The organism is Agromyces sp. NPDC060279, assembly GCF_042726785.1.
Lineage (GTDB): Bacteria > Actinomycetota > Actinomycetes > Actinomycetales > Microbacteriaceae > Agromyces.
The window spans coordinates 293,089-319,498 of the sequence record NZ_JBHXBK010000001.1; the positions used below are offsets into that span (position 1 = coordinate 293,089).

A 26,410-nucleotide genomic window follows, 5' to 3' on the forward strand; every position below is an offset into this window, starting at 1 on the left:
CAGGACGCGGGACGGGCGGGCCCCGCCCGAGGCCGCCCCGTACGCTGAAGTCATGGAGATCCGTCAGATCCCGGTGCCCGAGCGCCTCGGCGTCCCCGCCGCCCGCGACTTCGAGCAGGCGGCGCTGCTGCTCGCCGCGATCGAGCGCGAGACCTGGGGCGACGACGACTTCGCGCTCAGCGCGGCCGAGCTGCTCGCCGCCGCGCGCGGAACGCACCTGCGCCGCGTCGCGTTCGGCGCGTGGGACGGCGACGAGCTGCTCGGCCGCTCGTCGGCCGTGTGGGACGAGGATCCGGAGGCCGAGTCCGCCGAGGTGCACGTCGTCGTCGCCGCCGGGCACCGCCGTCGCGGCATCGCCCGCGCCCTCCTCGCGGTCGCGGAGCGCGCCGCCCTCGACGCCGGCAAGCTCGCGCTCGACTCCTTCTCCGACCACCCCGAGGCGAGCCTCGGCGAACGGGGCACCGGGCTCACGGCGCCCGCCGCGACGGCCGGCGACGCTGAGATCCCCGCGGACTCGGCCGCGGCCGGCTTCGCCGCCGCGACCGGCTACGCACTCGCCCAGATCGAGCGGGTGAGCCTGCTGGACACGCGCGGCCGCACCGGCGCGTTCCGGGCGCAGCTCGTCGAGGCCGAAGCCTCCGCGACCGCGGCCGGCTACCGGGTCGTCGGCTGGCGGGATGCCGCTCCGGATGCCCTCGTCGACGCCTACGCCGCGGCGCGGGAGCACATGAGCCGCGACATCCCGGCCGGGGCGCTGCAGATCGACGCCGAGCGCTGGGACCGCGCCCGCGTGCGCGCCTGGGAGTCGGAGCTGCTCGCGGGAGGGACGACGCTGCTGAGCTGCGCGGTGGTCGACGCCGCCGGGGATGTCGCCGGCTACACCGTGCTCGAACTGCCGCCCGGGCGCCCCGTCGCCTACCAGGACGACACCATCGTGCTCCGCGCGCACCGGGGCCACCGGCTCGGTCTGCTGCTGAAGCTCGCGAACCTCGTGGCGCTGCACGAGGCGGCGCCCGAACGCACCCGGGTGCACACCTGGAACGCCGACGAGAACGCGCACATGCTGCGCATCAACCTCGGACTCGGTTTCCGCCCCTCCGGGCTGTCGGCCGCGTGGGAGCGACGGGTGGCAGCAGACCACCGTCCCCCGTCGCTCAGCTGACGCGCGGCGGCGGTGGACGCGGCCGGTTCCCTGGGTAGAGTTGCGGACGTGACCGGAGCCCCCGACGACGAGGTGAACCCCGGCTTCGCGCAGACGCAGAACGCCGCTCCGTCCGCCTTCGGTGTTCCGCCCCATGCTGGCGCACCGCACTTGGGCGGGCCGGCCGCGCCACCCGCCCCACCGGGCCGCAGCGGACTCGGCTGGATCTTCGCCGGCTGCGGGTGCGTGACCCTCGTCGCGGTCATCGTGATCGCCGCCGTCGCGATCACCGGGTTCGCCACCTCGGTCGCAGCGGGTGGAGGGTCAGGCGGGAGCCGCCCCACCGCCTCGACGTTCGAGGACCAGCTCGCCGTCATCCGCACCGAGAGCGCGGAGTACGAGAAGCTCGCCGCCCAGCTCGACGGCAACCCCGTCGCTCCCCTCGTCACTCAGCCCACGAGGTTCCAGCGACTCCAGGCCGATCTGGAAGCGCTCACGGCGAGCACCGCCCTCGAATCGGTGAGAGCGGGGCAAGCACGGGTGCTCGCCGAGCGCGCAGCGCAGTACCGCTCCGATCTGCAGGCCCGCATCACGGCCGCGGAGGGTCGTCGCGCGAACGCATCCGGGACCGACGAGGAGCAGCTCGTCGACAGCGCGGGGAACGGCTTCATCGACATCCAGTGGAATGCGGACTCGAAGTGCAGCGCGTCGAAGAACCCGGAGCGCACCACGGCGGGCTGCGTGACCAACACCCCGGAGCAGCTGATCGTGCACATCCTCCCGCCGGAGCACCGACTCGGCGGCGGCGAGGCCGCCCGACTCACCACGCTGCACGAGCTGGCGCACCTGTACCAGAGCATCGACACGGCGACCACCTCCGGCGGCGAGGACGGGCCGGCGATGACGCTGAAGAACGCCGGGCTGTTCCGGGGCAGCAGCGAGGTCATGTCGGACTGCTACGCGCTGACCTACCTCGACCTGCACTCCCTCACCGTCGGAGACGCCACACTCGGGTACGGCTATGTCTGCAACGACACCGAGCGGCAGGCGATCCGGGACTGGGCGAAGGAGGTCCAGGCCCCGATGCCGGGCTGAGCAACGCGGTCAGCGCAGCCGTTGGCAGCGCGGGCAGCGGTGCGAGGAGCGGTTCATGAAGGGCTCGCGCACCATGAGCGTGCCGCAGCGCGGACAGGCCTTGCCCTCGCGCCCGTACGCGTTCAGCGAGTGCGCGAAGTAGCCGGAGGCGCCGTTGACGTTCACGTACTGGGCGTCGAAGCTCGTGCCGCCCTCGGCGAGGGCCTTCTGCAGCACTCCGCGCACGGCCGCGAGGAGCTCGCGCGCGCGCCGTGAGCTCACGCTCGACGCCGGCTGCTCGCCGTGCAGGCGCACCGCCCAGAGCGACTCGTCGGCGTAGATGTTGCCGATGCCGCTCACGAGGGTCTGGTCGAGCAGGACGCGCTTGACCGCGGAGTGCCGCTTCGCGAAGGCCGCAAGGAACGCCCGCTCGTCGAACGCCGGATCGAGCGGATCGCGCGCGATGTGGGCGACCTGGCCGGGCACGAAGCCGGCCCACTCCCCCGTGACGTCGGCCGAGAACCCGGCGGGGCGGCCGTCGGGCGTCGGGGTCATGCGGTCGATCGCCATCGAGCCGAAGATGCGCTGATCGACGAAGTCGACGCGGAGCTCGTCGTGCGCCTCGTGCTCGAGGTGGATGCGGATCCGGGCGTGCGCGTCACCGCCCGGATGGTCCGGGGTGCGCAGCAGCACCTGGCCGCTCATGCCGAGGTGCGCGACGAGCGCGCGCGGGGTGCTCGTCGCGGACGGCGCAGCCGGCTGGGCCGACTGGGCCGACTTCGCGGGCAGGATCGGCAGCCAGAGGAACTTGCCACGCCGCACTGCGGCGGCGAGACGGGCCCCGACGAGGCCGCGCTCGAAGTCGCCGCTCGCCGGGTCGTGGCGCTTCAGCGAGCGCTGGTCGAGCACCTCGACGCCGGTGACGAGGGCGCCGGTGACGGCGGGAGCGAGGCCGGCGCGGACGACCTCGACCTCGGGGAGCTCGGGCATCTCAGCCCGCGTTCAGCGAGGTCCAGGCCTCGAGCGCCGCGGCCATCTCGGCCTGCTTCTTGCTCGACCCTTCGCCGGATGCGCGGACGAGCTCGCCGACGGACACGGTGGCGAGGAAGTGCTTGCTGTGATCGGGGCCGCTCTCGGCGACCTCGTACACCGGCGGCGGGGCGCCGAGCCGGGCCGCGGCCTCCTGCAGACTCGTCTTCGGGTCCATCGCGGCGCCGAAGCGCGCGGGGTCGCTCATGAGGGGGCTGACGAGGCGCAGCACGAGGTCCGTCGCCGCGTCGTCGCCGGCGTCGAGATAGGTCGCGCCGATGATCGCCTCGACCGTGTCGGCGAGGATCGACGGCTTGTCGGCACCGCCGGTCATGGTCTCACCGCGGCCGAGCCGGATGAACGGGCCAAGGCCGATCGCCCGGCCGACCTCGGCGAGTGCCGCGCTCGAGACGAGGCTCGCCCGGCGCTTGGCCAGCTCGCCCTCGTCGAGCTCGGGGTGATCGCGGAACAACCGCACCGTGACCGCCTGCCCGAGGATGGAGTCGCCGAGGAACTCGAGCCGCTCGTTGGTCGGGATGCCGCCGTTCTCGTACGCGAACGACCGGTGCGTGAGCGCGAGCAGCAGCAGTTCGGGGTCGATCTCGATCTGGAGCGTCTCCTGGAGCGCTCCGAGGTCTCGATCCGCAGGTCCCGTCTGCCGCGTGCGCGCCACGACCGGTCGTTCGGAGTCCGAGGGCCGACTAGACGTCGGCGACCTTCCGGCCCTTGTACTCGAGGAAGAGCGGGGTGCCCGCCGAGTCCTCGACCACGCGAGCGCGGTGCGGGAGGCTGTAGGTCACCTTGCCGTTCTCGACGGTCTTGACGAGCGTGGGGACCTCGGCCTTCCACTGCGAACGGCGCGCGTGGGTGTTGGCGCGTGACTTCTTCCGCTTGGGAACAGCCATGTCTCTCTCTCAATCTCTCTCAGAATCAGCACTGCCCGCGGCAGCGCCCTGGTCTTCGGAAGCCTCGAACCCGGCGAGCGCGGCCCATCGCGGGTCGTGCTGCTCGGGGGTGACGAGTTCCGGATGATCAGCCAGACGCTGCCCGGTCACAGGGTCGAGACCCGGGCAATCAGGCCGGCACACCGGCTGGAAGGGCAGTGCCAGCACTACCGCATCTCGGATGAGCGGTTCAAGATCCACGTGGTCGTCTTGAACCTCATACTCGAAAGCTTCCCCAGAATGATACGCGAAAAGCTCTTGGAACTCGACTTCGACGGGCACGGCGATGTCGATGAGGCAGCGACTGCACTCGCCGTCGGCCACCGCGTCGAGCTCGACGCTCGTGAGAATCCCCTCGTGCACGGACTCGAGCCGGATATCGAGCTCGATCACGGAGCCTTCGCGGACGGCGACCAGGCCCTCGCCGAGCTGGGCGGGGGCGGCGACGTCGAGCTCGACCTCGCGCATCTCGCCCGGGCGGTGCATGAGGTCGCGCACGGTGATGCGGAACGGGGAATCGTGATGGGCCACGATCGGCCATTCTACGCGCGTGCAGCGGCCCGGCGGCCCGCCCGCGCCGTGTCGAGCAATGAGCGCGGCACGAGCCGGGCGCGCCATCTCGCGGCGGGCGTGGCCCCGGCGCGGAGCGCGGCGACGAGCTCGGCGAGCGCGGCCTCGGAGGCCGGAGCCGCGGCCCCCGGCGGGCCGTACCTCGCCCGCTCCACCGAGTCCCGCAGCGCGTGCAGGGCGCCGCGCGCCGCGTCGTCGAGACCTCCGACCTCTTCGAGGAGCGCGTCGGCGGCCTCCCTGGGGGTGAGCGCGTCCGCAGACCCGGCCGGGTAGCCGAGGTCGCTCGCGGTGGCCATGGCCTCCCGCCACGCGGCATCCGCCCCGCGATCGCCGCGGCGGATCCTGCGGATGCGCACCCGGCGCACCCAGATCCGAGCGGCCGCCGGCAGGAGCAGGATCAGCAGGAGCACGAGGGTGACGAGCGGCCAGACCGCCGGGTCCTCCGTCGCCGTGGCCGTCCGGCCGCTCGAGAGCTGGCGCTCCGGGTCGAGGTCGGGCCGGGCGCCGGGGGTCGGTGCGGGCGTCCCCGGCGCGCGCTCGGGAGTCGGGGCGGTCTCGCTCGCCCCCGGTCGCGAGTAGTCCGGCACCGTCCCGCGACCCGGCGTCGGCTCGAAGGGCACCCAGCCGATGCCCTGGAAGTAGAGCTCGGGCCAGGCGTGGAGGTCCTGGCTGTCGACCTGGACGACGGAGACGTTCTCGACCCGCTTCGTCGTCGGCGTGCCCGCGGTGTAGCCGACGGAGATGCGCGAGGGGATGCCGAGCTCTCGGGCGAGGACCGCCATCGTCGAGGCGAAGTGCACGCAGTAGCCTTCGCGCTGCTCCAGGAACTCCGCGATGACGTCGAGGCCGCCGCCGTCGTACCCCTCTTCCACCGGGGCCTCGACGGAGTACGTGAAATCCGAGCCGCGCAAGTACTCCTGGATGGCGACGGCCCGGTCGTAGGCCGTGCCGCCGCGCGCGCCGAGCTCGGCGGCGAGCTCGCGGACCGACTCGGGGACGCCCTCGGGCAGCTCGGTGAACTCCTGGATCGACTCGGGGATGCGGCCGCCCGCGGCCCGCAGCTGCTCGGCGGTGGGATCGATCTGGAGCATCGTCGCCCGGTACCGCTGTCCGCTCGTGTCGCTGTCGGCACTGCGCACCGTGAGGGCGCCGCGGTCCCAGAACCAGGACCCTTCGAGCCCCTCGACCGAGGACACCGGGTACGGCAGCGGCAGCCAGGTGGTGCGGAGCTGCTGCACGGTGACGTCGATCGGATGCTGCGAGCGCGCCACCTCGTCGCCGAGGCCCGTCGGCGTGGGGAACTCAGCGACCGCGTTGTCGCCGTCGATCCGCCGCTCGCCCGGCCCCCACACCTCGCCGTCGAACCGATCGATCGTGAGCAGTCGGAAGTACGGCCGGTCGCCGTCGCGCGCGACGTAGCTGAACGCGGGGACCGCGTCGGGTCGGCGCAGGTCCCGGCCGAGGTCGAGGAACGGACTCACGCCGCGCGCGAACAGGGCCCCCTGCCCGCCCGTCCCGAGCAGCAGGCTCGACGAGACGCTCGGCGTGGCGGCGGTGAGCACCGAGGCGGCGAGGAGGCCGGCCACGGCGAGCCCGACCGTCGGCAGCACGGTCGAGCCGACCGGCATCCGCCGCGGTGCGGTGATGCGCACCTCGTCGTCGTCCCGATGCGCGAGCGCGGCCCGTCGGCGCACCCGCACATCGATGCGGAGCAGCAGCAGGAAGGCGGCCGCCGTGAGCACGAGTGTGCCGACCTCGGCGCCGTCCTCGATGAGGAAGCCGGGAACAAGAATCGGCACCATGGCCGGCGCCGCAGCGAGCGCCGGCAGGCGGAGGCTCAGCACCAGCACGTCGGTGAGCACCGCGAGCAGGCCGGTGCCGAGCGCGAGCGCGAAGGCGAGCGCGGGCACGACGACCGCCGGCACGGACTGCTGCGCGATCGTGCGCTGGGCGCCGCCGAGCAGCTCGCCGAAGACCCCGAACGTCTCGGCGGTCGGGACGAACAGCAGGAGCGAGCTGGTGCCGCCGAAGAAAAGCGTCAGCACCGCGACGAGGATGGCCAGCTCCCCCACCGGCATCAAGGAGGCGGGCAGGCGGATGGCTCGGAGCCCGGCTCCGCCGAACAGGACGGCCGCCGCGGTGGCGGCGCAGAGCCACCACCACCCGCTGCCGGCGAGCAGCGGGCCGAGCGCCATCACGGCGACGACGAGGAGCAGGAACGCGGCCCCGCTCAGGGCGAGCGCCTGCAGCCGGCTGAGCGGGGCACGGTCACGGCGCATCGCGTTCACCCGCCAGGAATTCAGCCCAGCCCGGCTCCCGAGCCGCGGCGGCACCGGTGGTCATCGGGCGGGCCCCGAACGCCGTCGTCAGCTCGGTTGCGCGTCGGATGCGGACGATGCGCCAGTCCGCGTGCTCGAGCGTCTCGATCCAGCGTTCGGCGACGGTGGGCAGCACCACCGCGACGGCCGGGGCGAACGTCGCCCGGAGGGCCGCGAGCTCGGCGAGCCGTTCGTCGGACGGGCGCACCAGCACCGCGAAGCCCGGCATCGGCGCCCGCCGTTCCCGCGCCGCCGTCAGCCGGCCCGGGCTGCCCCCAGCCTCGCCGCGGCCCTGCTCGTCGCCGCGGTCGCGACGACGCCACGTGCCCGGCGTCGGCAGCCGGGCGAGGTCGTCGAGCAGGAGCGCTGCGCCGCCGCCCGGCTCGCGGTACTCGCCGCGTCCCGGCGCCCCCGCTTCGAGCGGTTGCAGCCGCACCCGGTAGCCGCGCTCGAGGAGATGCACGCCGAGCGAGGCGGCCGCCTCGACGGCGAGCTCGAACTCGAAGTCCGGGGCGTCGCCTCGATGGGCCTCGTCGCCTCGGCGGCCGGGCACGCTGTCGAGGAAGAGCCGCGCCTCGGGATCGCCGCGCTGCTCCTCTTCGCGGACCATCAGCTCGCCGCGGCGGGCGGTCGCCGCCCAGTTGACCCGCCGCAGCGGGTCGCCGTAGCGGTACTCGCGCGCGATCAGCTCGTCGGAGTTCGGCTGCATGCGACGCTGCAGACTGTGCCGGGTGCCGTCGACCGCCGCGGTGCGCGCGAGCGCGCCGTCGATGGCCGTCACCCGCGGCGTCACGAGCAGTTCGCGCTCGCCGCCGACCGCGCGGCGCATGACGGCGAGCCCGAACGGGTCGCCGAGCGAGAGCTGCAGCGGCCCGATCGGGTACGCGCCGCGGCGCGGAGTGCGCAGCAGATAGTCGAGTCGCACGGTGTCGTCGCCGCTCGGCAGCGCCCGCTCCCAGGGGCCGATGCCGGGGAGCACCTGCTCGGCGGGGACGAACAGCGGCGAGGGCACCTCGTCGCGCCACCTGGCCCCGTCGAACGGTCGCCGGGAACGGTTCTGCACGGTGAGCCGCACCCGGGTCGAGCCGCCGGCCGCGACCGTCACGGGAGCGAAGGCCCGGGTCACGGCGAGCTTCGGCATCCGCAGGGCCGCGTAGCCGAGCCCCACGACGGGCATCGCGATCGCGACGAAGGCGAGCAGCAGCACGTCGCGGAGGTCGAACCAGAGGCTCACCGCGGCGAGCACCACGCCGATGACGACGAGCGCGGCCCCACGTCGCGTCAGCCGCGGAACGGTGCGCGGCTGGCGGCGGGTGGATGCCGGCACGACTAGTCCCTTCGCGCGCTGCCGATCGGCACCGGCGTGTCTGCGACGATGCGGCGCACGATGGTGTCGATGAGCGGCCCGCTGTCGTGGTCGTGCGAACCGAGCGCGCGGCTCGTGGGCACGAGCCGGTGGGCGAGCACGGGCACGGCCAGGGCGTCGATGTCGTCGGGCAGCACGAAATCGCGGCCGTGCATCGCCGCGTGCGCCTTCGCGGCGCGCACGAGCTGCAGCGTCGCCCGGGGGCTCGCCCCGAGCCGCAGCTGCCGGTCCTCGCGCGTCGCCCGGGCGAGCTCGACGGCGTACTCCTTGACGGGGGCCGAGGTGAACACGCGCGACACGGTGCGGATCATGCCCTGCAGCTCGTCGAGCCCGACGACGGGATCGACGAGCTCGATGGGGCTCGCCGTCTCGCGCGTGGAGAGCATGGCGAGCTCGTCGGCCTGCGCCGGATAGCCCATCGAGATGCGCGCCATGAAGCGGTCGCGCTGCGCCTCGGGCAACGGGTAGGTGCCCTCCATCTCGACCGGGTTCTGCGTGGCGACGACGACGAAGGGGCGGCCGAGTCGGTGCGTGACGCCGTCGGCGGTGACCTGCCGCTCCTCCATGCACTCGAGGAGCGCGGACTGGGTCTTCGGGCTGGCGCGGTTGATCTCGTCGCCGATGACGAGGTTCGCGAACACCGGCCCGGGCTTGAAGGTGAAGCTCCGCGTGGACTGGTCGAACACCGAGACGCCGGTGACGTCGCTCGGCAGCAGGTCGGGGGTGAACTGGATGCGGCTCACCGTGAGGTCGACGGAGCGCGCGAGCGAGCGCGCCAGCATCGTCTTGCCGACGCCGGGCACGTCCTCGATCAGCAGGTGCCCCTCGGCGAGCAGCACGGTGAGCGCCGAGACGACCGCTTCACGCTTGCCGCTGATGACCGTCTCGACGTTGGCGACGATGGCCGCGGCGCGGGCGCCGACCTCGTCGATGCCCGGTTCCGGCATCCCCGTCATGGTCGCTGCGCCCGCCTCGCTCACGGGGTCATCGCCCCCGCGAGATACTCCGCGACGGAGGCCGGCACGTAGGGGCCGACGTCACCGCCGAGGGAGGCCACCTGACGCACGAGCGAGCTCGAGACGTGGGCGTTCGCCGGGTCGGGCAGGAGGAACACCGTCTCGACGCCGGCCAGGTGGCGGTTCACGATCGCCATCGGGGTCTCGTAGGCCACGTCGAGCTGGGAGCGGATGCCCTTCACGAGCACGCTCGCCCCGACGTCGGTGCAGTAGTCGACGAGCAGGCCCATGCTCCAGCTCGCCACCACGATGTCGCCCTGGATCCCCGCGTCGGAGATCGACTGCTCGATCAGCGAGACCCGCTGGGCGATCGGCAGGAGCGCGCTCTTGTCGGGGTTGTGGACCACGACCACGTGGAGCTGGTCGTAGAGGCCGGCGGCACGCCCGATGACATCGAGGTGTCCGAGGGTGACGGGGTCGAACGAGCCGGGAACGACGGCGATCCGCTGCATGACTCCAGCGTAGTGCCCGGCGGAGCCGCGGGCTCGGCCGCCTCAGCTCTTGCTCAGGAACTCGCTGGCCTCGTCGTCGAGGCGCCGGCGCACGGCCTCCGCGAGCGCGGCGTGCTGGGTGAGCCCGGGGTCGGCCTCGAGCACGGCCGCGGCGTGCCCGCGCGCCTCGCCGATGAGCTCGGCGTCGCGCACCACCCGCAGCAGCTTCAGGGAGGAGCGCCCGCCCGACTGGCGCGCGCCGAGCACGTCGCCCTCCTGACGGAGCTCCAGGTCGACCTGCGCGAGCTCGAAGCCGTCGAGCGTCGCGGCGACCGCCTCGACCCGCTGCAGCGCCACCGAGCCGGGCATCGCCCGGGTCACGAGCAGGCACAGCCCGGGCACCCCGCCACGACCGACCCGGCCGCGCAACTGGTGGAGCTGCGAGACGCCGAAGCGATCGGCGTCGACGACCACCATGGCGCTCGCGTTCGGCACGTCGACGCCGACCTCGATGACCGTGGTGGCGACGAGTACGTCGATCTCGCCCGCGGCGAACGCGCGCATGACCCGGTCCTTCTCGTCGGCGGCCATGCGGCCGTGCAGCGGCTCGATGCGCGCGGAGCCGAGCTGCGGGTGCTCGCGGAGCTCGGCGAGCGTCGCGATGACGGTGGCCGCCGGCGCGGCATCCGCCTCGATGGGCTCGACCGGCTCGCCGTCGTCCTCCGCCTGCTTCTGATCGATCGCCGGGCAGACGACGAAGGCCTGCCGGCCCTGGGCGAGCTCCTCGGCGAGCCGCTCCCAGATGCGCGAGCGCCAGGCCGGACGGATGGCGAGCGGCACCACCTGGGAGGTGATGCCCGCGCGGCCGGCGGGGAGCTGCCGGATCGTGGAGACGTCGAGGTCGCCGAAGACCGTCATGGCGACGGTGCGCGGGATCGGGGTCGCCGTCAGCACGAGCACGTGCGGCGCCGTGCGCCCCTTCAACCGCAGGGCCTCGCGCTGCTCGACGCCGAAGCGGTGCTGCTCGTCGACGACGACGAGCCCGAGGTCGGCGAACGTCACCCGGTCGCCCATCAGGGCGTGCGTGCCGACGACGATGCGGGCCTGCCCCGCGGCGACCCGCAGGAGCGCCTTGCGCCGCTCGGCCGCGGGCAGCTGCCCGGTGACGAGGGTCGGCATGAGCTCGGCGGAGAGTTCGGGGCCGAGGACCTTCGCGATGGAGCGCACGTGCTGGGCGGCGAGCACCTCGGTGGGCGCGAGCAGCGCCGCCTGCCCGCCCGAGTCGGCCACCGCGAGCATCGCCCGCAGCGCGACGAGGGTCTTACCCGAGCCGACCTCGCCCTGGACGAGCCGGTTCATGGGGGCGGCGCTCGCGAGGTCGTCGGCGATCTCGCGGCCGACCTCGTGCTGATCGTCGGTGAGCTCGAAGCCGAGCGCCGCGTCGAAGCGCTCGAGCAGGCCGCCGGGCTTCGGCCGGCGCTCGATCGCCGCGTGCGAACGGAGCGCCGCACGCCGCTGCAGGAGCGCGGTCTGCAGCACGAAGGCCTCGGTGAAGCGCAGCGTGCGCCGCGCCCCCTTCCAGTCGCCCTCGGTCGAGGGCCGATGGATGAGCTCGAGCGCCCGTCGGTGGCCCTCGAGGCCGCGGGCCTCGCGCACCTCGGCGGGCAGCGGGTCGTCGACCCGGCCGAGCCCGTCGAGCACGAGCGCCATCGACTTGGCGAGCTGCCAGCTGGCGATCGTCGAGGTCGCCGGGTAGATCGGGATCGGCGCCTGCGCCCAGCGCACCGCCTCGGCCTCGTCGACCGTGCGGGGGGTCTCCTCGTCGAAGAGCTCGTAGTCGGGATGCGCGAGCTGCCTGGCGCCCTTGTAGGAGCCGACCTTGCCCGCGAAGATGCCCCGCCGCCCGGGCCGCAGCTCGTTCTGCCGCCACGACTGGTTGAAGAAGGTGAGGACGAGCACGCCGTTGCCGTCGGAGATCTTCGCCTCGACGATGGAGCCGCGCCGCTGCCGCATGGGCCGCTCGCGCACCTCGAGCACCTCGGCCACGATGGTCACGTTCTCGTCGAGCGGCAGCGAGTCGAGCGCCGTCAGCTCGCCGCGCATCGCGTAGCGGCGCGGGTAGTGGGCGAGGAACTCGCCCACGGTGCGGTACCCGAACGCGCGCTCGATCGCCTGCGCCGTGCGCGAGCCGAGGGCCGTCGCGAGCTTCGACTCCAAGGAGAAGGAGCCGGGCTCGACGCTCGGCTCGGCTGCTGCGACGGTCATGCCTCGATCGTAGGCCGTCCCCCCGTCAACGCCTCGATCTCGGCCGTCACGAACGGGTCGTCGGCGCGCTCGGCGTCGAGCGCGCGCTGGATGGCCAGGGCCTCTTCGGTGCGGCCGAGCGTGCGCAGCGCCCGCGCCATCGACCAGCGCGCGACGCGGAGCTGCTCGGCGCTGCCGTACTGCTCGGCCGCCTCAGCGGCGAGCGTGAAGTGATGCAGCGCCGCGACGGCGTCGTCGGCGTCGTGCTTCGTCCAGCCGAGGTTGTTGTGCAGTGCGATGCCCCAGCGCAGCACGCGCGGGTCGCGGGAGCCGGCGAGCACATCGAAGCCCTCCGCGGCCCACTCCTCCTCGTGACCGCCGTCGGTGAGCGCGAGCATGTGCAGGCCGTCGAGCACCAGGAACGCGGCGCCGGCGGCGGCGGCCTCGCGGACAGCGAGGGTGAGCTCCGGCAGCGCGTCCTCCGGCCGTCCGGCGGCCGCGTGCAGGCGTCCGCGCTCGAGCGCGACCCGGGCGCGCAGCTCGGCGGCCTCCGGTCCGGACTCCGATCCGGGCGCCGCGGCGGCCACGCCGTCGAGCACCGCGAGCGCCTCCTCGGTGCGGCCCTGCAGGCCCACGGCGCGCGCGAGCTGCGCCGCCATCACCGCACGCTTGTGCGGGGTGCGCTCCGGGTCGGCGGATGCCGCGCGGAAGCGCTGCTCGCTCGCCACCGGATCGGCGAAGTCCCACAGCCGGTCGATCTCGCGCTGTTCCGTGCCCCGATGGGACGAACTGGCTGAAAGTTCGGTCGAATCGTCCACGACCCCATCATGGCAGCGCCACCCCCGAACGGGCGACCCCTTGACGGCGGACGACGGCCCGGGCAGACGGTCCGCCGCTAAGCTGCGTGGAGCATGACGCGCATCATCGCCGGGTTCGCCGGCTCCCAGACCCTCGCCGTCCCCCGCACGGGCACCCGGCCGACGAGCGACCGCGTGCGCGAGGCGATCTTCTCCGCGCTCGAGGCGCGCGACGCCATCGCCGGCGCGCGAGTGCTCGACCTCTACGCCGGCTCCGGCGCCCTCGGGCTCGAGGCCGCGAGCCGCGGCGCGGCCGAGGTCGTGCTCGTGGAGCGCGCCAAGCCCGCCGCGGACATCTGCCGCAGGAACGCCGACGCCGTGCGCCGCGCGGCGCCCCGCGGCGCTGCCCCCGCCATCCGGGTCGCTCAGCGCAGTGTCGCGGCGTTCCTCGAGCCCGGTGCAGCGCCCGGCCCGTGGGACCTCGTCTTCATCGATCCGCCGTACGAGCTGGGCGAGGCCGAGCTGGCCCGTGAGCTCGCCGCGCTCGCCCCGGCGCTCGCCGACGGCGCGCTCGTCGTCGTCGAGCGCAGCGCCCGCTCCGCCGAGCCGAGCTGGCCCGCCGGCATCGAGCTCGAGCGTCGCCGCGATTACGGCGAGACCACCCTGTGGTGGGCCGGAGCCGCGGATCAGCCCGAGCGCCCGTCCCAGCCCGAGTAGGGATCCCAGCCGAGCGCCTCGACGGGCTCGCCGTCGAGCGAGAGCCGGCCCGGGGCGTCGACGACCCATCCGATCGCCTCGAAGGGCGCGGGCAGCACCGCGCCTGCGGGGAACGTCGCGAGCAGTCCGTGGTCCTCCGCGCCCGCGAGGGCGAGCCGCGGATCCGGACCGAGCGCGCCGCCGTCGAAGTCGAGGCCGACCCCGCTCGCGACCGCGATGCGCCGGGCGTCGCGCGCGAGCCCGTCGGACACGTCGAGCATGGCGGTCGCCCCGGCGACGGCCGCATCGACGCCCGCGGCGACGGGCGGCCGGGGGGCGAGCTGCGCCGCGAGCAGCTCCGGCTCGCGCCGGCGCAGCAGGGCGGCGAGCGAGGCATCCGGTTCCCCCGTGGCGTCGCGCGCCTCGTCGAACAGCAGCGCCAGACCGCGTGCCGCATCCCCCCTGGCCCCCGCGTGCGCCAGCACGTCGCCGACGCGGGCGCCGGAGCGCAGCACGGGCGCCCGCCCCTCGAGGTCGCCGAAGGCGGTCACCGCGAGCGTCAGCGCCGTCGAGACGGAGAGGTCGCCGCCGACGACCCCGGCACCCGGGGCGAGGGCGGCGAGCGCCTCGCGGAGCCCGTCGGCGATGCCCTCGAGCACGGCGACGTCGAGCTCGGGCGGGGCCGCGATCGCGACTGTGAGCGCCGTCGGCCGGGCTCCCATCGCGGCGACGTCGGTCAGGTTCGTCGCCGCCGCCTTCCAGCCGAGCTCGAACGGCGTCGACCAGGCGAGCCGGAAGTCCGGCCCGTGCACCATGAGGTCGGTCGTAACGACGAAGCGCCCGTCGGCCGCGGCGACGACCGCGGCGTCGTCGCCGGCGCCGAGGAGCGCCGACTCCCCGGGGGCGAGCCGGGGCAGCACCCTGGCCAGCACCGCGTCCTCACCGAGCCGTCCGATCGAGGTCGCGGCGCTCAGAGCCTCTTCCATGGCTCCCACGCTAGCCTGGCCTGGATGTCTCTCCGCCCCGCCCGGCTCCGCCGCGCTCTGCGCGCCGCCGCCGTGATCGCCCCCGCCGCCCTGCTGCTCGCCGCCTGCGCCCCGATCGTGCCCTTCGAGGCCGCCCCCGACGCCGCGGACGCCGACTGCGCCTCGCTCGTCGTGCGGCTGCCCGACACCGTGGCCGAGCTGCCGAAGCGGGAGACGAACGCGCAGGGCACCGGGGCGTGGGGCGAGCCGGCCTCGGTCCTGCTGCGCTGCGGGGTCCCCGTCCCCGGGCCGACGACCGAGCGCTGCGTGAGCGTCGACGGGATCGACTGGATCATCGACGAGTCCGATGCCCCGCGTTACTTGTTCACGACGTACGGCCGAACCCCGGCCGTCGAGGTGCTCGTCGACAACGACGTCGTCGGCGGCACCACGGCGATCGCCGATCTCTCGAACGCGGTCGGCGTCATCCCGGCCGACGGCGGGTGCACCTCGGTCGACGACCTCGGCGAGGTGCCGAGCGAGGGCTGAGCCCGGTTCCGGGCGTGTACGGCGCCCGCTCGATCCCGGTGAACCGCCCACCGCGGTGACCTCGTCGACGAGGCCGCCCGGTGCTCGGCTCCCCCGTCCCCGCGCCGATTCCGCGACGGGCGCGCTCTGAGACGAGCGCGCGCCGGCGCGGCACGGGTGCGCCGGAATTGCCGCCGACCTCTTGCGAAGTTCCTCGTTCCTTGCTTTGATGTCAACGGTAGATAACCGGGCGTCAATACATAGTTGACGTGATGGCGAAAGGCGCAGTGCAGCGTGACACACATCGATACCCTCTTCGACCCCGACGTCGTCATGGATCCGCGGAATCTCAGCGCGATGCAGCCGAACCGGCTCTCGGCGTCGCGCAGCTTCCTGGCGAAGATGATCCGCGAGCAGTGGCACATCGAACGCGAGGTCTTCGAACTCGACCGCCGGGGCGTGGGCCAGGCCCGCTACGTCGTCACCACGCCCGCCGGTGCGATCACCTTCCTCGCCTTCTTGCGCGAGCCCTCCGACAAGAACCGGACGGGTCGCATCATCGGCACCAGCTGGGACATGATCGGCGCGCTGCTCGACGGCGTCGCGACCCCGGAGCAGGTGCGGAGCACGGAAGAGGAGATCCCCCGCCTCTACGAGGGGCGGGCCACGAGCAACACGCTCGTCTGGTTCCGCTCCAACCAGAGCCTGCGGCTCTTCCGCTCGGTCCGCGACGCCCTCGCTCGCGGCGAGCAGCCCGACACCAAGGAGCTTCGCCGAGTCGGCTACGTGATGCGCAACACCGGTCTCGACGGCAACGGCACCTTCGGCACCATCCCCTTCGCCGCCATCCCCGCGGGCCACCCGCTCAAGACCTCGTACCACGCGCAGATGCTCTCCGCCTACCTGATGCGCGAGCTCTCGGTCGACGTCGTCGAAGAGCTCGCCCGCCTCGACGCCCCGGAGACCGCCGTGCGACTCGACCCGTCCGTCCGACGGCTCATCGGCGTCGGCAACGGCTCCGCGCTCGGCCTCGTGATGTTCTTCTTCAACCGGCCCGTGCTCGTGAACGCCTACATCACCGCGTACCTCAAGGTGATCGAGCACGTCGTCACGAACCCCGACCTCGGCTCGGACGACGACCTCGAACTGCTCGAGGGGCTGCTGAGCCGCACCATCCGCTACCGTGCGTTCCTCCCCACGTCGTACCGCTTCTTCACGAGCAACATGGAGATCGCCGCGGACCTCCGCCGCATCCGGGCGAAGGTGCGCGCGGCGCGGCGCGGCGAGGTGATCCCCCTTGAGGGCGAGACCGTCCTCGGCGCGATCCACCGGGAGGCCACCGCGCAGCTCAGCAAGGACGCCCTGCACTCCTTCAACGCGCTGCTGATGGAGCTCGCGCCCGACTACTGCCAGGCCATGTCGGACCAGTACCTCGAGTTCGACGAGGAGCTCGCCCTCGACCCCACCACGCCGCTCGGCGACGTCGCCGAGGTGATCACCTCGCGGTACGGGTGGGCGCTCCACCTGCCGCTCAACGCCGACGAGTACCGCGATCGCGTGTGGTACCAGGCGCGCGCGGCCGAGGAGCCGCGCTCCGGCCCCCGCGAGGAGGTTCCCGACGCCCACGAGCTGGTGCAGAACTACCCCGTGCAGATCCGCGCGCTGCTCGCGGCGATCGAGGACGGCGAGCCGGGTGCTCCCATCGGCGAACTCGTGGCGCGTCGGCCCGAACTCGAGTACATCGCCCGGCTGGTGCTCGCGCTCCAGGACAAGCCGTACGCCCTGGCCCACGCCGATCCGCACGACACGGACTTCGTGCCGGTCTGGGTGATCCGCTTCATGAACGCCTTCGTGCACGGGCTCGATCGCACCGAGGACCATCTCGGTCGCGACGTTCGCGGAATCATCTTCGAAGCAGCCCCCTATCGGGACGAACTCGCCACCGCGGACCCCTCCAACTGGTGGTGGGCCTACGAAGAGCCGGTTGCGGCGGCACCGGCCGCGCCCGCGAGCGGCACGGCGCCCGTGCGCATCCTGCCGCAGCCTCCGGCGGCCATCCGCCCGAAGGCGCTGCTGACCCCCAGCGACTCCCCGATCACGCCCCCGTCCGAACACGCGACCGAGACGATCGACGTCAAGTACCGCGAGCTCAGGCTGATGTCCGGGCGCGCCTACCAGGCGCTCAACATGCCCGAGGGCGCCTGGCACGGCGCGCGCGAGTTCCTCGTCACCGCGGTGGCCGCAGACCTCGACGCCGCGACGGCGTTCGGAGCGCTCCTGATCGCGGCGATCGACCCGGACACCGCCCGGGCCGCGGCCTGGGTGGCGCCCACGAGCCGCGAGGAGGACGGCACGCTGCTGGTCGACAACCACGGCCAGAGCCTGCTCGTCACCGGGCATGTGCTCGTGAACCTCCTCGGCGCGCACGCCGCGGGCGCGGACCGCCCTCGGCGCTTCGCGATCGGCGGAGCCATCGAGGACCACGCCCTGGCCGGCGTGCGCTTGGAGCTCCGCCGCTACGGCATCGAGCTCGAGCCCGAGTCGGCCGGGGGCGCCGGGCGCACGCCGGCGACGATCACCGGCACGGTCCGGCTCAGCACGGACCCCGCCGCCTCGAAGGCGGCCCACCGGGAGACAATGCGCGACTTCCTCGAGCACGGCCGCACCGTCTCGTCCGACACGTTCTGGAAGATCTACTACCGCGGCAACGCGGGCCTCGACGCCGACACCCCCATCTCGCGCCAGCACACCGGCGGCACCGTCCTCGACGTGATCAAGAGCGGCGAGCGGATCACCAAGCAGTTCACGAAGGAGGAGCTCTTCCTGCTCACCGACCCGGACGAGCTCGACAACCACCACTTCTCCGCGCTCATCGACTCGCACTGAACCGACCCCCGCCCGCGGGATGCGGGCATGCTCCCCCGACCCCCACCAGAAGGAACACGCACAATGCTGTACGTCGACAGTCTGCTCTGCACGCCGCTCGAGCGTGAGACACCGAACCACCGACCCGCGCTCGAGGCGATCGCCGCAGGCAACGTCGGCTGCGTCACCGTGACCGTGGGCTTCTGGGAGGATGCCACCGAGTCCATGGACCAGCTGGTGAAGTGGCGCTACATGGCCGAGGACAACGCCGATCTCGTGGAGATCGCCTACACGGCCGACGACATCGTCCGCATCGCCGACTCCGGGCGCTGCGCCATCGTGCTGGGGTTCCAGAACGTCTCCTTCCTGCAGGGGCGACTCGGCTACGTCGAGCACTTCGCCCGCATGGGGACGCGCGTCGGCCAGCTCACCTACAACATCCAGTCCGACATCGGCGGGTCCTGCTACGACCCGAGCGATTCCGGGCTCTCCCGCTACGGCCGCTACGTCGTCCGCGAGATGAACCGCTGCGGCATGGTCATCGACCTCTCGCACGTCGGCAACCGGACGAGCCTCGACGCCATCGAGCACTCGAGCGAACCGGTCGCGATCACGCACGCCAACCCCGCCGAGCTCGCTCCGCACCCGCGCAACAAGCCGAGCGAGGTGCTCGACGCGCTGAAGGACCGCGGCGGCATGATCGGTCTCTCCGTGTACCGGAACCTCGTCGGCGACTACGTGAGCGCCGAGCGGTGGTCCGAGCTCGTGGCCTGGACGGTCGATCGGATGGGGATCGAGCACGTCGGCATCGGCACGGACTTCGACCAGACCGGCGGGATGCCGTACCTCGAATGGATGCGCCAGGGACGCTGGGCGCGCGAGATCCAGTACGGGGCCGGGTCCAAGGAGAACTCCGGGCCGCAGCACGGCACCGGCTGGTTCGACGACCCCTCGCAGTTCCCGAACGCCGAGACCTGCCTCCGTCGTCGCGGCTTCGACGACCGCGAGGTGGCTCTGATCATGGGCGAGAACTGGCTGAACTTCTACCGACGGACCTTCAAGGCGCTCTGAGAGGGATGGTCATGTCCGAACTGTCAGAAACCGTCCTCGAAGCCGGCGAGACCTCGGCCCCGCACTTCGTCTCCGCCCGCTCCATCACGAAGGCGTTCGGTGAGCACCTCGCCGTCGACGACGTCTCGCTGGACGTCGCGAAGGGCGAGGTCATCTCGATCATCGGGCCGTCCGGGGCGGGCAAATCGAGCTTCATCCGCTGCCTGAACCTCCTCGAGGTGCCCGACCGCGGCGCGCTCGAGATCGGCGGCTCGCGCATCGAGTTCACCGGCTCGGCCCCGCAGAAGGCGCAGGTCCGTGCGCTGCGCGCGCACACCGGCATGGTCTTCCAGTCCTTCAACCTGTTCCCGCACTTCACGGCGCTGAAGAACGTGGCGCTCCCGCAGATGCGCGTCCACGGGCGCTCCAAGGCCGAGGCCGAGGAGCGGGCGATGGCGGAGCTGAAGCGGGTCGGCCTCGCGCAGAAGGCGAACGCCTACCCCGCCGAGTGCTCCGGCGGCCAGCAGCAGCGCATCGCCATCGCGCGTGCGCTCGCGATGGACCCGGAGCTCATGCTCTTCGACGAGCCGACCTCCGGTCTCGATCCCGAGATCGGCGCAGAGATCCTGCAGGTCATGCGGGCGCTCGCCGCCGACGACATGACGATGCTCATCGTGACGCACGAGATGGAGTTCGCCCGGCACGTGTCGAACCGCATCGCCGTCATGGTCGACGGGGCGATGATCGAGCAGGGCCCGCCCGAGCAGATCATGTCGCAGCCCTCGCACCTGCGCACCCAGAAGTTCCTCTCCGCGGTGCTCGGACGCTGACATGTGGGAGATCCTGGGTTACATCGCCCTCGGCACCACCTGGACGCTGGGCATCACCCTCGCCGCCGCCGCGATCGGCATCGCGTTCGGCGTGCCGCTGCTCGCCCTGGCGCGCAGTCGGGTGGCCGTGGTCCGAGGGGCCTACGAGCTGTTCGTCCACGTCGTCCGGGGCGTGCCGACGCTCGTCTGGCTGTTCATCACCTACTTCGGGGTGGCGCAGCTGGGCCTCACCCTCTCGCCCGTGACGGCGTCGATGCTCTGCCTGTCCGTACTGGCGGCGGCGCACATGTCCGAGATCTACCGCGGCGGGCTGCAGGCGATCCGGGTCGGGCAGTGGGAGGCGGCGGGCGCACTCAACCTCAGCCGCCTCGACACGCTGAAGGACGTGATCGCCCCGCAACTGTTCCGCGCCGTGAGCCCCTCGGTCGCCACGCAGGTCATCGGCCTGCTCAAGGACTCCTCGCTCGTCTCGACCATCGGCGTGACCGACCTCGTGTTCCGCGCCGGCGTCATGACCTCGTCGTACGGGAACGGGCTGTACATGTTCGGCTTCGCCGGGCTCATCTACCTGGCGCTGAGCCTGCTGATCGCGGCGTTCTCCCGCCGGATCCACGCCCGACTCTCGAGGAAGTACGCGATCGCATGAACGAGCTGAACTGGATCGTCGACTGGCCGCAGTACATCCCCGAGCTGCTACCCGGCCTGTGGATCGCGCTCGGGCTCACCGCGGTCTCGTGCACCCTCGGCTACCTGCTCGGCTTCGTCCTCGCCCTGCTCGCCGAGGCGCGTTCGAAAACGCTGCGACTCATCTCGCTCGTCATCGTCGAACTCGGGCGGGGCATCCCCGTGCTGGTGCTGCTCTTCATCATCTACCAGGGCCTCCCCCAGTTCGGGATCCTGCTCTCCTCCACGCCCTCCGCGATCCTCGCGATCACGTTCTCGGCCGCGGGGTACTCGTCGGAGATGATCCGCGCCGGCCTGAACGCCGTGCCGAAGGGGCAGTTCGAGGCGGCGAGCTCGCTGTCGATGTCGATGCGCGACACGTACCGCTTCATCATCGTGCCGCAGGCGGCGCGCATCTCCATCCCGCCGCTCGTGAACCTCACGATCATCATGTTCCAGATCACCTCGCTCACCACGTTGATCGCGGTGCCGGAGATCATGCAGCGCGCGAACATCATCGGCTCGGCGACGTTCGAGTACATGTCCGTCTACACCGCGGCGGCGGTGCTCTACCTCGCGCTCACCCTGCCGGGCGCCTACCTCAGCAGCCGCCTCGAGCGCCGCATCGGCGGCGCGAGGCGGCGGGCGAAGAAGCCGGCGCCGCCGGCGCTGTCCACCGCATCCTCCGGTTCCTTCGGGTGAGCTCCCGAGCGAGCCGGCGTCAGTTCCTCCCCCCACCAGCCGACAACATGATGAAGGAGTCATGGATGAACCTCACGAAGAAGGGGCTGCTCGCCATCGCAGTCACCGCGACCGCCCTGCTGGCCCTCACCGGCTGCGACAGCACGCCGCCCGGCGCCGCGGAGTCCGCGGCGAGCGGCGACTGCACGCCCCGCGATCCCGGGCTGCAGGTGCTCACCGACGGCACCCTGACCGTCGCGCAGTACGAGTACCCGCCGTTCTCGATGTCGGACGGCCCGAGCAATCTGACCGGGCTCGAGGGCGATGTGCTGACGAAGTTCGCCGAGGCGCAGTGCCTCACCCTGACCGTCGACAAGGGCGACTCCTCGGCGATGATCACCGCGGTCGCCACCGGGCGGGCGGACACGACCCTCGGATCGTGGTACCGCACGAAGGAGCGCGCCGAGAAGGTGCGCCTCTCGGCGCCCGTGGTCGTCTCGCCGTTCTCCACCGTCACGGAGACCGGCGCCAGCACCCTCGACGAACTCGCGGGGATGAAGATCGGCGCCGGCCAGGGCCTCGTCGGCATCGACAAGCTCAAGGAGGTGCTCGGCGACAACCTGAGCACCTACCCGAACGACGACGCCGTCTACGACGACATCGAGGCCGGCCGGATCGACGGCACGGTGCAGGGGTTCATCGCCGGTCACCAGTACCTCGAGAAGCACGGCATCACCGGCTACCAGGTGACGATGCTCGAACCGGACGACCGCCTGCCCGCGACGCTCGACCCGGGGCAGACCAACTTCCCGGTGAATCAGGGCAACGAGGCCCTCGGCGAGGCGCTCGACCGCTTCATCGCTGAGCTGCGCGAGTCGGGCGAACTCGACGAGATCGCCGAGAAGTACGGGCTCGATCCGAAGGTGATGCACCCGGGCGAGCCGAATCTGCTGTGACGCCGCGAGGCTCGTCGCAGTGACGTACAGGCGGGATGCCCGACGGCGCCGTGTCGTCGGGCATCCCGGCCTGGGATCGGGAATCGGGAATGATGGGGCAACATGGGCCTGCAATCGGTGAGTAAGACGATCAACGTGCTCGAGACGTTCCTCGAGTTCGAGGGCGGCAGGTCGAGCGTCTCGAACCTCGCTCGACGGCTGGGCTGGTCGCGCGCCGCGACGCATCAGTACGTCGCCACACTGGCGGAGTGCGGATGGCTCGTGCAGAACGAGAAGCGCGAGTACCTGCTGTCGTCGCGGGCCGCCGTGTTCGGCCGCTTCGCCATCGAGTACTCCGGCGTTCCCCCCGAGGTCACGCGCGCCATGATCGCGCTCGTCGACGAGCTGAACGAGCCCATCTCCTACGCGGTGCTGAACGGCAGCGAAGCGATCATCATCGAGCGCCACGAGCCCAAGCGCCCCTTCGCCATCAGCAAGGCCATGGAGCCCCACCTGGTCCTGGAGACCTCGGCCTCGGGGCTCGCCCTGCTGGCCTTCGACGCGCACGTCGACCGGAGCCGCTGGCAGAGCATCGAGTCGGAGCTCGAGGAGGTGCGCCGCCGCGGCTACGCCGAGTCGCACTCCGCCTGGCTGGGCGACCTGATCGACGCGATCGCGGTGCCGATCATGTCGAACGGCGAGTGCCTGGGCGCGGTCAGCGTGATCGCGCCGATGGGACGCATGGACCTGCAGCTGGCGCGCGACGCCCTCCTCGCGGCGCGAGCGGACGTCGAGCGAGAGCTCGCCGGCGCCGCCTCGCTGGAGTCCCCCTCGGCACCGTGAATTCGACCCCGCGAACACGACCCCATGAACTCGACCCTATGAAGGAGTCCACGACGATGAGTGCGGTCCACCGCATCCCCGAGCCCGTGGCCGGGGCCCTCTCGGCCGAGCTGACCGTGCTGAACGGCACGGCGTACGTCACGGTGATCCCCACCGATGCCGACGGCGTGCTCGTCGACGGCATCGAGGCGCAGTCGGAGCGGGTGATCGACGCGCTGGCGGAAACGCTCGCGACCGTCGGCGCCACCCTCGCCGACGTCGCGCACCTCACGATCTACCTGCGTGAGCTCTCGACCAACCGCCCGGCGTTCAACGCGGTCTACGCGCGGAAGTTCGGCGACACCGTCCCAGTGCGCTGCGCCGTCGGCGTCGCCGAACTCGCCCGGCCGACCATGCTCGTCGAACTCACCGCGATCGCGGCGGTGCCCGCGGTGTGAGCCGTGGCGCCGCGAGCGTTCCGCTCGGAGCGGCGTCCGCGGCTCAGCGGGCGCCGCGGGCCGCGCCGACCTCGATGAGACGGGTGATGAGCTCGGGGTAGCTGAGGCCGGAGTTCAGCCAGCACGTCGGGAACATCGAGATCGGCGTGAAGCCGGGCATCGTGTTCACCTCGTTCACGACGTAGCCCTCGTCGGTCAGGAAGACGTCGACCCGGGCGAGCCCTTCGGCGCCGAGCGCCTCGAAGGCGCGCCGCGCGATGCGCTGCAGCTCGAACAGCTCGCCGTCGCCCAGCTTCGCCGGGCAGACGAGTTCGATACCGGGCGCGTCCAGGTACTTCGCCTCGAAGTCGTAGAAGTCGCGACCGGTCACGACGACCTCGCCGGCGACACTGACGCCGATCTCGCCCGGCTCCGGCCCCTCGAGCACCGCGATCTCGATCTCCCGACCCTCCACGGCGGATTCGACGAGCACGCTGCGGTCCTCGGCGAACGCGACGTCGAGCGCCGCGTCGAGCCCCGCCCACTCGCTCACCTTCGTGACGCCCACCGAGCTACCGGCCCGGGCCGGCTTCACGAACACCGGCAGACCGAGCGCCTGCACGCGACGCTGCCACAGCACCGGGTCGGCCGCGAGCGCCTGGCGCGTGAGCGTCACCCAGGGGGCGACCTGGATGCCGGCGCCCTCGAGCAGCGTCTTCGTCGCGTGCTTGTCCATGCCGGCCGCCGAGGCGAGCACGCCGTTGCCCACGTAGGGCAGACCGAGCAGCTCCAAGAGGCCTTGGATCGTGCCGTCCTCGCCGAAGCGGCCGTGCAGGATCGGGAACACCACGTCGACCTCGCCGAGGGAGCGAGTGTCCGATCCGCCGTCCGCGGACGCCGTCGTCACCCGCAGCTCGCGCGAGACGGCGCTGTCGGGCCAGCTCACCCGGGTGCCGTTGTCGACGACCTCGGGCAGCTGCGCCGGGTCGAGGGCGAAGCGCGCCGGGTCGTCCGACTCGAGCACGAACGCGCCGTCGCGGGTGATCCCGACCGGGATCACCTCGAAGCGGTCACGGTCGATCGCGCCCAGCACTCCCCCCGCCGTAGCGCAGCTGATCGAATGCTCGCTTGAACGCCCGCCGAAGAGCAGAACCACCCTGAGCTTGTCCATCGTTCGTCCTTTCGCCCTGGGGCTCGTCGTCGGTCGTGAGATGCGGGGCGATGTCGCGCGGGGCCAGCGTGCCGGCGAGCACCTGCCGGACCTGCTCGACGATGGGCATCGCGACGCCCTTCGCCTTCGCCAGCTCGAGGATCGGGCCGACCGAGGCCAGCCCCTCCGTCGTCTGCTGCATGCGCTCGACGACGTCCTTCAGGTGGTACCCCTGCCCGAGCAGCCGGCCCGCGGTGTTGTTGCGCGACAGCGGCGACTGGCAGGTCGCGATGAGGTCGCCGAGGCCCGCGAGGCCGGACAGCGTCTCGGCCTGCGCCCCGTAGGCGACCGAGAAGTCGGTCATCTCGACGAGGCCGCGAGTGAGGATGGAGGCCTTCGTGTTCTCGCCGTAGCCGGCGCCGTCGACGATGCCGATCGCCACGGCGATCAGATTCTTCAGCACGCCGCCGAACTCGGTGCCCGGCACATCGGTGTTCACGAAGGAGTGGAAGTAGCGGTTGCGCGACACCGAGGCGACGGCCTGCGCGGTCTCGAGGCTCGACGAGGAGACGACGGCCGCCGTGGGCTGCTCCTTCGCGATCTCGAGCGCGAGGTTCGGGCCGGAGATGACCGCGATGCGCGACTCGTCGATCGGTAGTACCTCGGCGATGACCTGGCTCATGCGCAGGCCGCTCGCCTTCTCGACGCCCTTCATCAGCGAGACGACGATCGCGTCGGCGTGGAGGTGCGGGGTGATGGCCTCGAGGTTGTCGCGGAGCGACTGGCTCGGCACCGAGATGTACACCTGCTCGGCCCCCGCCAGGGCGAGATCGAGCCGGCTCGTCGCGCGGAGCCCCCGCGGCAGGTTGATGCCGGGGAGGTAGTCGCTGTTGCGCTGCGCCTCCTGGATCTCGCGGGCGAGCTCCGGCCGCCTCGCCCACAGCATGACGTCGGCGCCGCCGTCGGCGAGGATCTTCGCGAAGGTCGTGCCCCAGCTGCCCGCCCCCAGCACCGCCACGCGGGTGCCGTGGGGCTTGCGGGGGCCGCTCCTAGTCTTCAAGGCGGCCCGTCTCCTTCTGCCCGTGCACGACGGGGTCCCAGCGCTCGGCTGGTGCCGGCTCGCCGCGCAGCTCGGCGAGCAGCTCGGCGATCGCGTCCATGAGGTCGGCGGTCGCCGCGACCATCGTCGCCTGGTCGAGCGGCCGGCCGCGGTAGGGCGTGAGATCGACGGGCTCGCCGATGGCGACGTCGATGGTCTTGCGCGGGAACAGGCTGAGCTTCTTGCCGTAGCGCGGCATGAGGGCCTGCGTGCCCCAGTGGGCGGCGGGGACGAGCGGGATGCCGCGCTCGAGCGCGATGCGGACCGCGCCCGTCTTGCCGCGCATGGGCCAGAGATCCGGGTCGCGCGTCAACGAGCCCTCGGGGTAGACGATGACCATCCGCCCCTTCTCGACGAGCTCCTCGGCGGCGCGGAGGGCGTCGTGCCCCCGGCTGCCGCTGCGCTCGACGGGGATCTGGCCCGAGGCGCGAAGCGCCCAGCCGACGACCGGCACCTTGAACAGCGAGGCCTTGGCGAGGAAGCGCGGCGCGCGACCCAGCTTCCAGCTCGCCGCGCCCATCACGACCGGGTCGATCTCGCTGTAGTGGTTCGGCGCGAGCACGAAGGCGCCCGACTGCGGCATGCGCTCGCGGTGGTGGAAGCGGTACTTCACCCCGAGGTTGATGATCGGCAGGATGATCGCCGCGAGGAACCAGAAGAAGGAGGGCCGCCGGGTCTCCGACCGCGGTTTCGCCCCCGCCGCCGGAGGCGGGTCGCTCACCGGCTTCGACTCATCCGCACCGTCGTCGTTCGCCACCT

The 26,410-nt window shown here is 72.4% G+C and carries 26 protein-coding genes; 12 read left to right on the forward strand and 14 right to left on the reverse strand.

Features of this window, described 5'->3' with window-relative positions; genetic code table 11:
• Positions 1-52 precede the first annotated feature (52 nt).
• Both ACFWE1_RS01395 and ACFWE1_RS01400 read left to right on the forward strand, forming a co-directional pair.
• Positions 53-1,162, forward strand: a complete 1,110-nt coding sequence (locus tag ACFWE1_RS01395; RefSeq protein ID WP_376931770.1) for a GNAT family N-acetyltransferase — start codon at positions 53-55, stop codon at positions 1,160-1,162.
• A gap of 48 nt (positions 1,163-1,210) precedes the next feature.
• A complete protein-coding gene (locus ACFWE1_RS01400) occupies positions 1,211-2,236 on the forward strand; it encodes a hypothetical protein (RefSeq protein ID WP_376931771.1) in 1,026 nt (341 codons plus the stop codon).
• 9 nt (positions 2,237-2,245) lie between these two features.
• Here ACFWE1_RS01400 and mutM read toward each other — a convergent pair whose 3' ends face one another.
• Genes mutM through ACFWE1_RS01450 form a run of 10 tightly spaced genes read right to left on the reverse strand, consistent with a single transcriptional unit; the run spans position 2,246 to position 12,951 of the window.
• Positions 2,246-3,205 carry a bifunctional DNA-formamidopyrimidine glycosylase/DNA-(apurinic or apyrimidinic site) lyase gene (gene mutM, locus ACFWE1_RS01405; protein ID WP_376931772.1) on the reverse strand — a complete coding sequence of 320 codons (960 nt, stop codon included), beginning with the start codon at positions 3,203-3,205 and terminating at the stop codon, positions 2,246-2,248.
• A gap of 1 nt (position 3,206) precedes the next feature.
• Positions 3,207-3,917 carry a ribonuclease III gene (rnc, locus tag ACFWE1_RS01410; RefSeq protein WP_376931773.1) on the reverse strand — a complete coding sequence of 237 codons (711 nt, stop codon included), beginning with the start codon at positions 3,915-3,917 and terminating at the stop codon, positions 3,207-3,209.
• A gap of 28 nt (positions 3,918-3,945) precedes the next feature.
• Entirely contained in the window at positions 3,946-4,149 is a 204-nt protein-coding gene (gene rpmF / locus ACFWE1_RS01415; protein ID WP_067950558.1) for a 50S ribosomal protein L32, read from the reverse strand.
• Positions 4,150-4,158: 9 nt separating this feature from the next.
• Positions 4,159-4,719, reverse strand: coding sequence for a YceD family protein (locus ACFWE1_RS01420; protein ID WP_376931774.1), 561 nt, complete (start codon positions 4,717-4,719; stop codon positions 4,159-4,161).
• A gap of 11 nt (positions 4,720-4,730) precedes the next feature.
• The gene (locus ACFWE1_RS01425; protein WP_376931775.1) at positions 4,731-7,037 is read right to left on the reverse strand and encodes a transglutaminaseTgpA domain-containing protein; all 2,307 of its coding nucleotides are present in this window, start codon (positions 7,035-7,037) and stop codon (positions 4,731-4,733) included.
• The gene (locus ACFWE1_RS01430; protein ID WP_376931776.1) at positions 7,027-8,403 is read right to left on the reverse strand and encodes a DUF58 domain-containing protein; all 1,377 of its coding nucleotides are present in this window, start codon (positions 8,401-8,403) and stop codon (positions 7,027-7,029) included. Before ACFWE1_RS01430 ends, ACFWE1_RS01425 begins: the two co-directional genes overlap by 11 nt.
• A gap of 2 nt (positions 8,404-8,405) precedes the next feature.
• The gene (locus ACFWE1_RS01435) at positions 8,406-9,389 is read right to left on the reverse strand and encodes a MoxR family ATPase (protein WP_243568105.1); all 984 of its coding nucleotides are present in this window, start codon (positions 9,387-9,389) and stop codon (positions 8,406-8,408) included.
• A gap of 29 nt (positions 9,390-9,418) precedes the next feature.
• Positions 9,419-9,910 (reverse strand): pantetheine-phosphate adenylyltransferase, encoded by a 492-nt coding sequence (coaD, locus tag ACFWE1_RS01440; RefSeq protein ID WP_376931777.1) that lies wholly within the window; start codon positions 9,908-9,910, stop codon positions 9,419-9,421.
• A 42-nt stretch (positions 9,911-9,952) separates the two neighbouring features.
• Positions 9,953-12,154 (reverse strand): ATP-dependent DNA helicase RecG, encoded by a 2,202-nt coding sequence (locus tag ACFWE1_RS01445; RefSeq protein WP_376931778.1) that lies wholly within the window; start codon positions 12,152-12,154, stop codon positions 9,953-9,955.
• On the reverse strand, positions 12,151-12,951 hold the full coding sequence (locus ACFWE1_RS01450; RefSeq protein ID WP_376931779.1) for a hypothetical protein: 801 nt from the start codon (positions 12,949-12,951) through the stop codon (positions 12,151-12,153). The genes ACFWE1_RS01445 and ACFWE1_RS01450 overlap by 4 nt, the downstream gene beginning before the upstream one ends.
• A 93-nt stretch (positions 12,952-13,044) precedes the next feature.
• Here ACFWE1_RS01450 and rsmD point away from each other — a divergent pair, with 93 nt between their 5' ends.
• Positions 13,045-13,647: a 16S rRNA (guanine(966)-N(2))-methyltransferase RsmD gene (gene rsmD / locus ACFWE1_RS01455; protein WP_376931780.1), complete on the forward strand. Its 603-nt coding sequence runs from the start codon at positions 13,045-13,047 to the stop codon at positions 13,645-13,647.
• Here the strand turns inward: rsmD and thiL are convergent.
• Entirely contained in the window at positions 13,617-14,612 is a 996-nt protein-coding gene (thiL, locus tag ACFWE1_RS01460) for a thiamine-phosphate kinase (RefSeq protein WP_376931781.1), read from the reverse strand. The genes rsmD and thiL overlap by 31 nt on opposite strands.
• A gap of 24 nt (positions 14,613-14,636) precedes the next feature.
• On the opposite strand from thiL, the gene ACFWE1_RS01465 reads away from it, so the two are divergent.
• The 9 genes from ACFWE1_RS01465 to ACFWE1_RS01505 all read left to right on the forward strand — a co-directional run bounded on the left by ACFWE1_RS01465 (position 14,637) and on the right by ACFWE1_RS01505 (position 23,423).
• A complete protein-coding gene (locus tag ACFWE1_RS01465; RefSeq protein ID WP_376931782.1) occupies positions 14,637-15,140 on the forward strand; it encodes a DUF3515 family protein in 504 nt (167 codons plus the stop codon).
• 273 nt (positions 15,141-15,413) lie between these two features.
• A complete protein-coding gene (locus ACFWE1_RS01470; RefSeq protein WP_376931783.1) occupies positions 15,414-18,005 on the forward strand; it encodes a hypothetical protein in 2,592 nt (863 codons plus the stop codon).
• Between the two features lie 63 nt (positions 18,006-18,068).
• A complete protein-coding gene (locus ACFWE1_RS01475) occupies positions 18,069-19,055 on the forward strand; it encodes a dipeptidase (RefSeq protein ID WP_376931784.1) in 987 nt (328 codons plus the stop codon).
• Between the two features lie 11 nt (positions 19,056-19,066).
• A complete protein-coding gene (locus ACFWE1_RS01480) occupies positions 19,067-19,864 on the forward strand; it encodes an amino acid ABC transporter ATP-binding protein (protein ID WP_376931785.1) in 798 nt (265 codons plus the stop codon).
• 1 nt (position 19,865) lies between these two features.
• Positions 19,866-20,510, forward strand: coding sequence for an amino acid ABC transporter permease (locus ACFWE1_RS01485; protein WP_376931786.1), 645 nt, complete (start codon positions 19,866-19,868; stop codon positions 20,508-20,510).
• A complete protein-coding gene (locus ACFWE1_RS01490) occupies positions 20,507-21,229 on the forward strand; it encodes an amino acid ABC transporter permease (RefSeq protein WP_376931787.1) in 723 nt (240 codons plus the stop codon). Before ACFWE1_RS01485 ends, ACFWE1_RS01490 begins: the two co-directional genes overlap by 4 nt.
• Positions 21,230-21,294: 65 nt before the next feature.
• Positions 21,295-22,164 carry a substrate-binding periplasmic protein gene (locus ACFWE1_RS01495; protein WP_376931788.1) on the forward strand — a complete coding sequence of 290 codons (870 nt, stop codon included), beginning with the start codon at positions 21,295-21,297 and terminating at the stop codon, positions 22,162-22,164.
• A gap of 102 nt (positions 22,165-22,266) precedes the next feature.
• Complete coding sequence (locus tag ACFWE1_RS01500) at positions 22,267-22,986, forward strand: IclR family transcriptional regulator (protein WP_376931789.1); 720 nt, start codon at positions 22,267-22,269, stop codon at positions 22,984-22,986.
• A gap of 56 nt (positions 22,987-23,042) precedes the next feature.
• Positions 23,043-23,423, forward strand: coding sequence for a RidA family protein (locus tag ACFWE1_RS01505; protein ID WP_376931790.1), 381 nt, complete (start codon positions 23,043-23,045; stop codon positions 23,421-23,423).
• A 43-nt stretch (positions 23,424-23,466) separates the two neighbouring features.
• Here the strand turns inward: ACFWE1_RS01505 and ACFWE1_RS01510 are convergent, their stop codons facing one another.
• The 3 genes from ACFWE1_RS01510 to ACFWE1_RS01520 are packed head-to-tail and all read right to left on the reverse strand — an operon-like array spanning position 23,467 to position 26,291.
• Complete coding sequence (locus tag ACFWE1_RS01510) at positions 23,467-24,573, reverse strand: D-alanine--D-alanine ligase family protein (protein ID WP_376931791.1); 1,107 nt, start codon at positions 24,571-24,573, stop codon at positions 23,467-23,469.
• Positions 24,473-25,612, reverse strand: a complete 1,140-nt coding sequence (locus tag ACFWE1_RS01515; protein ID WP_376931792.1) for an NAD(P)H-dependent glycerol-3-phosphate dehydrogenase — start codon at positions 25,610-25,612, stop codon at positions 24,473-24,475. Before ACFWE1_RS01515 ends, ACFWE1_RS01510 begins: the two co-directional genes overlap by 101 nt.
• Positions 25,602-26,291 (reverse strand): lysophospholipid acyltransferase family protein, encoded by a 690-nt coding sequence (locus ACFWE1_RS01520; protein WP_279399774.1) that lies wholly within the window; start codon positions 26,289-26,291, stop codon positions 25,602-25,604. The genes ACFWE1_RS01515 and ACFWE1_RS01520 overlap by 11 nt, the downstream gene beginning before the upstream one ends.
• Between the last annotated feature and the right edge of the window lie 119 nt (positions 26,292-26,410).

What these genes read in the sequence shown, in the direction of transcription:
- rpmF (WP_067950558.1), bottom strand. Translation starts at nt 4,149, where the DNA reads ATGGCTGTTCCCAAGCGGAAGAAGTCACGCGCCAACACCCACGCGCGC.
- ACFWE1_RS01445 (WP_376931778.1), bottom strand. Translation starts at nt 12,154, where the DNA reads ATGACCGTCGCAGCAGCCGAGCCGAGCGTCGAGCCCGGCTCCTTCTCC.
- ACFWE1_RS01490 (WP_376931787.1), top strand. Translation starts at nt 20,507, where the DNA reads ATGAACGAGCTGAACTGGATCGTCGACTGGCCGCAGTACATCCCCGAG.
- thiL (WP_376931781.1), bottom strand. Translation starts at nt 14,612, where the DNA reads ATGGAAGAGGCTCTGAGCGCCGCGACCTCGATCGGACGGCTCGGTGAG.
- ACFWE1_RS01485 (WP_376931786.1), top strand. Translation starts at nt 19,866, where the DNA reads ATGTGGGAGATCCTGGGTTACATCGCCCTCGGCACCACCTGGACGCTG.
- ACFWE1_RS01465 (WP_376931782.1), top strand. Translation starts at nt 14,637, where the DNA reads ATGTCTCTCCGCCCCGCCCGGCTCCGCCGCGCTCTGCGCGCCGCCGCC.
- coaD (WP_376931777.1), bottom strand. Translation starts at nt 9,910, where the DNA reads ATGCAGCGGATCGCCGTCGTTCCCGGCTCGTTCGACCCCGTCACCCTC.
- ACFWE1_RS01505 (WP_376931790.1), top strand. Translation starts at nt 23,043, where the DNA reads ATGAGTGCGGTCCACCGCATCCCCGAGCCCGTGGCCGGGGCCCTCTCG.
- ACFWE1_RS01510 (WP_376931791.1), bottom strand. Translation starts at nt 24,573, where the DNA reads ATGGACAAGCTCAGGGTGGTTCTGCTCTTCGGCGGGCGTTCAAGCGAG.
- ACFWE1_RS01475 (WP_376931784.1), top strand. Translation starts at nt 18,069, where the DNA reads ATGCTGTACGTCGACAGTCTGCTCTGCACGCCGCTCGAGCGTGAGACA.
- ACFWE1_RS01480 (WP_376931785.1), top strand. Translation starts at nt 19,067, where the DNA reads ATGTCCGAACTGTCAGAAACCGTCCTCGAAGCCGGCGAGACCTCGGCC.
- mutM (WP_376931772.1), bottom strand. Translation starts at nt 3,205, where the DNA reads ATGCCCGAGCTCCCCGAGGTCGAGGTCGTCCGCGCCGGCCTCGCTCCC.
- ACFWE1_RS01425 (WP_376931775.1), bottom strand. Translation starts at nt 7,037, where the DNA reads ATGCGCCGTGACCGTGCCCCGCTCAGCCGGCTGCAGGCGCTCGCCCTG.
- ACFWE1_RS01435 (WP_243568105.1), bottom strand. Translation starts at nt 9,389, where the DNA reads ATGCCGGAACCGGGCATCGACGAGGTCGGCGCCCGCGCCGCGGCCATC.
- ACFWE1_RS01500 (WP_376931789.1), top strand. Translation starts at nt 22,267, where the DNA reads ATGGGCCTGCAATCGGTGAGTAAGACGATCAACGTGCTCGAGACGTTC.
- ACFWE1_RS01495 (WP_376931788.1), top strand. Translation starts at nt 21,295, where the DNA reads ATGAACCTCACGAAGAAGGGGCTGCTCGCCATCGCAGTCACCGCGACC.
- rsmD (WP_376931780.1), top strand. Translation starts at nt 13,045, where the DNA reads ATGACGCGCATCATCGCCGGGTTCGCCGGCTCCCAGACCCTCGCCGTC.
- ACFWE1_RS01395 (WP_376931770.1), top strand. Translation starts at nt 53, where the DNA reads ATGGAGATCCGTCAGATCCCGGTGCCCGAGCGCCTCGGCGTCCCCGCC.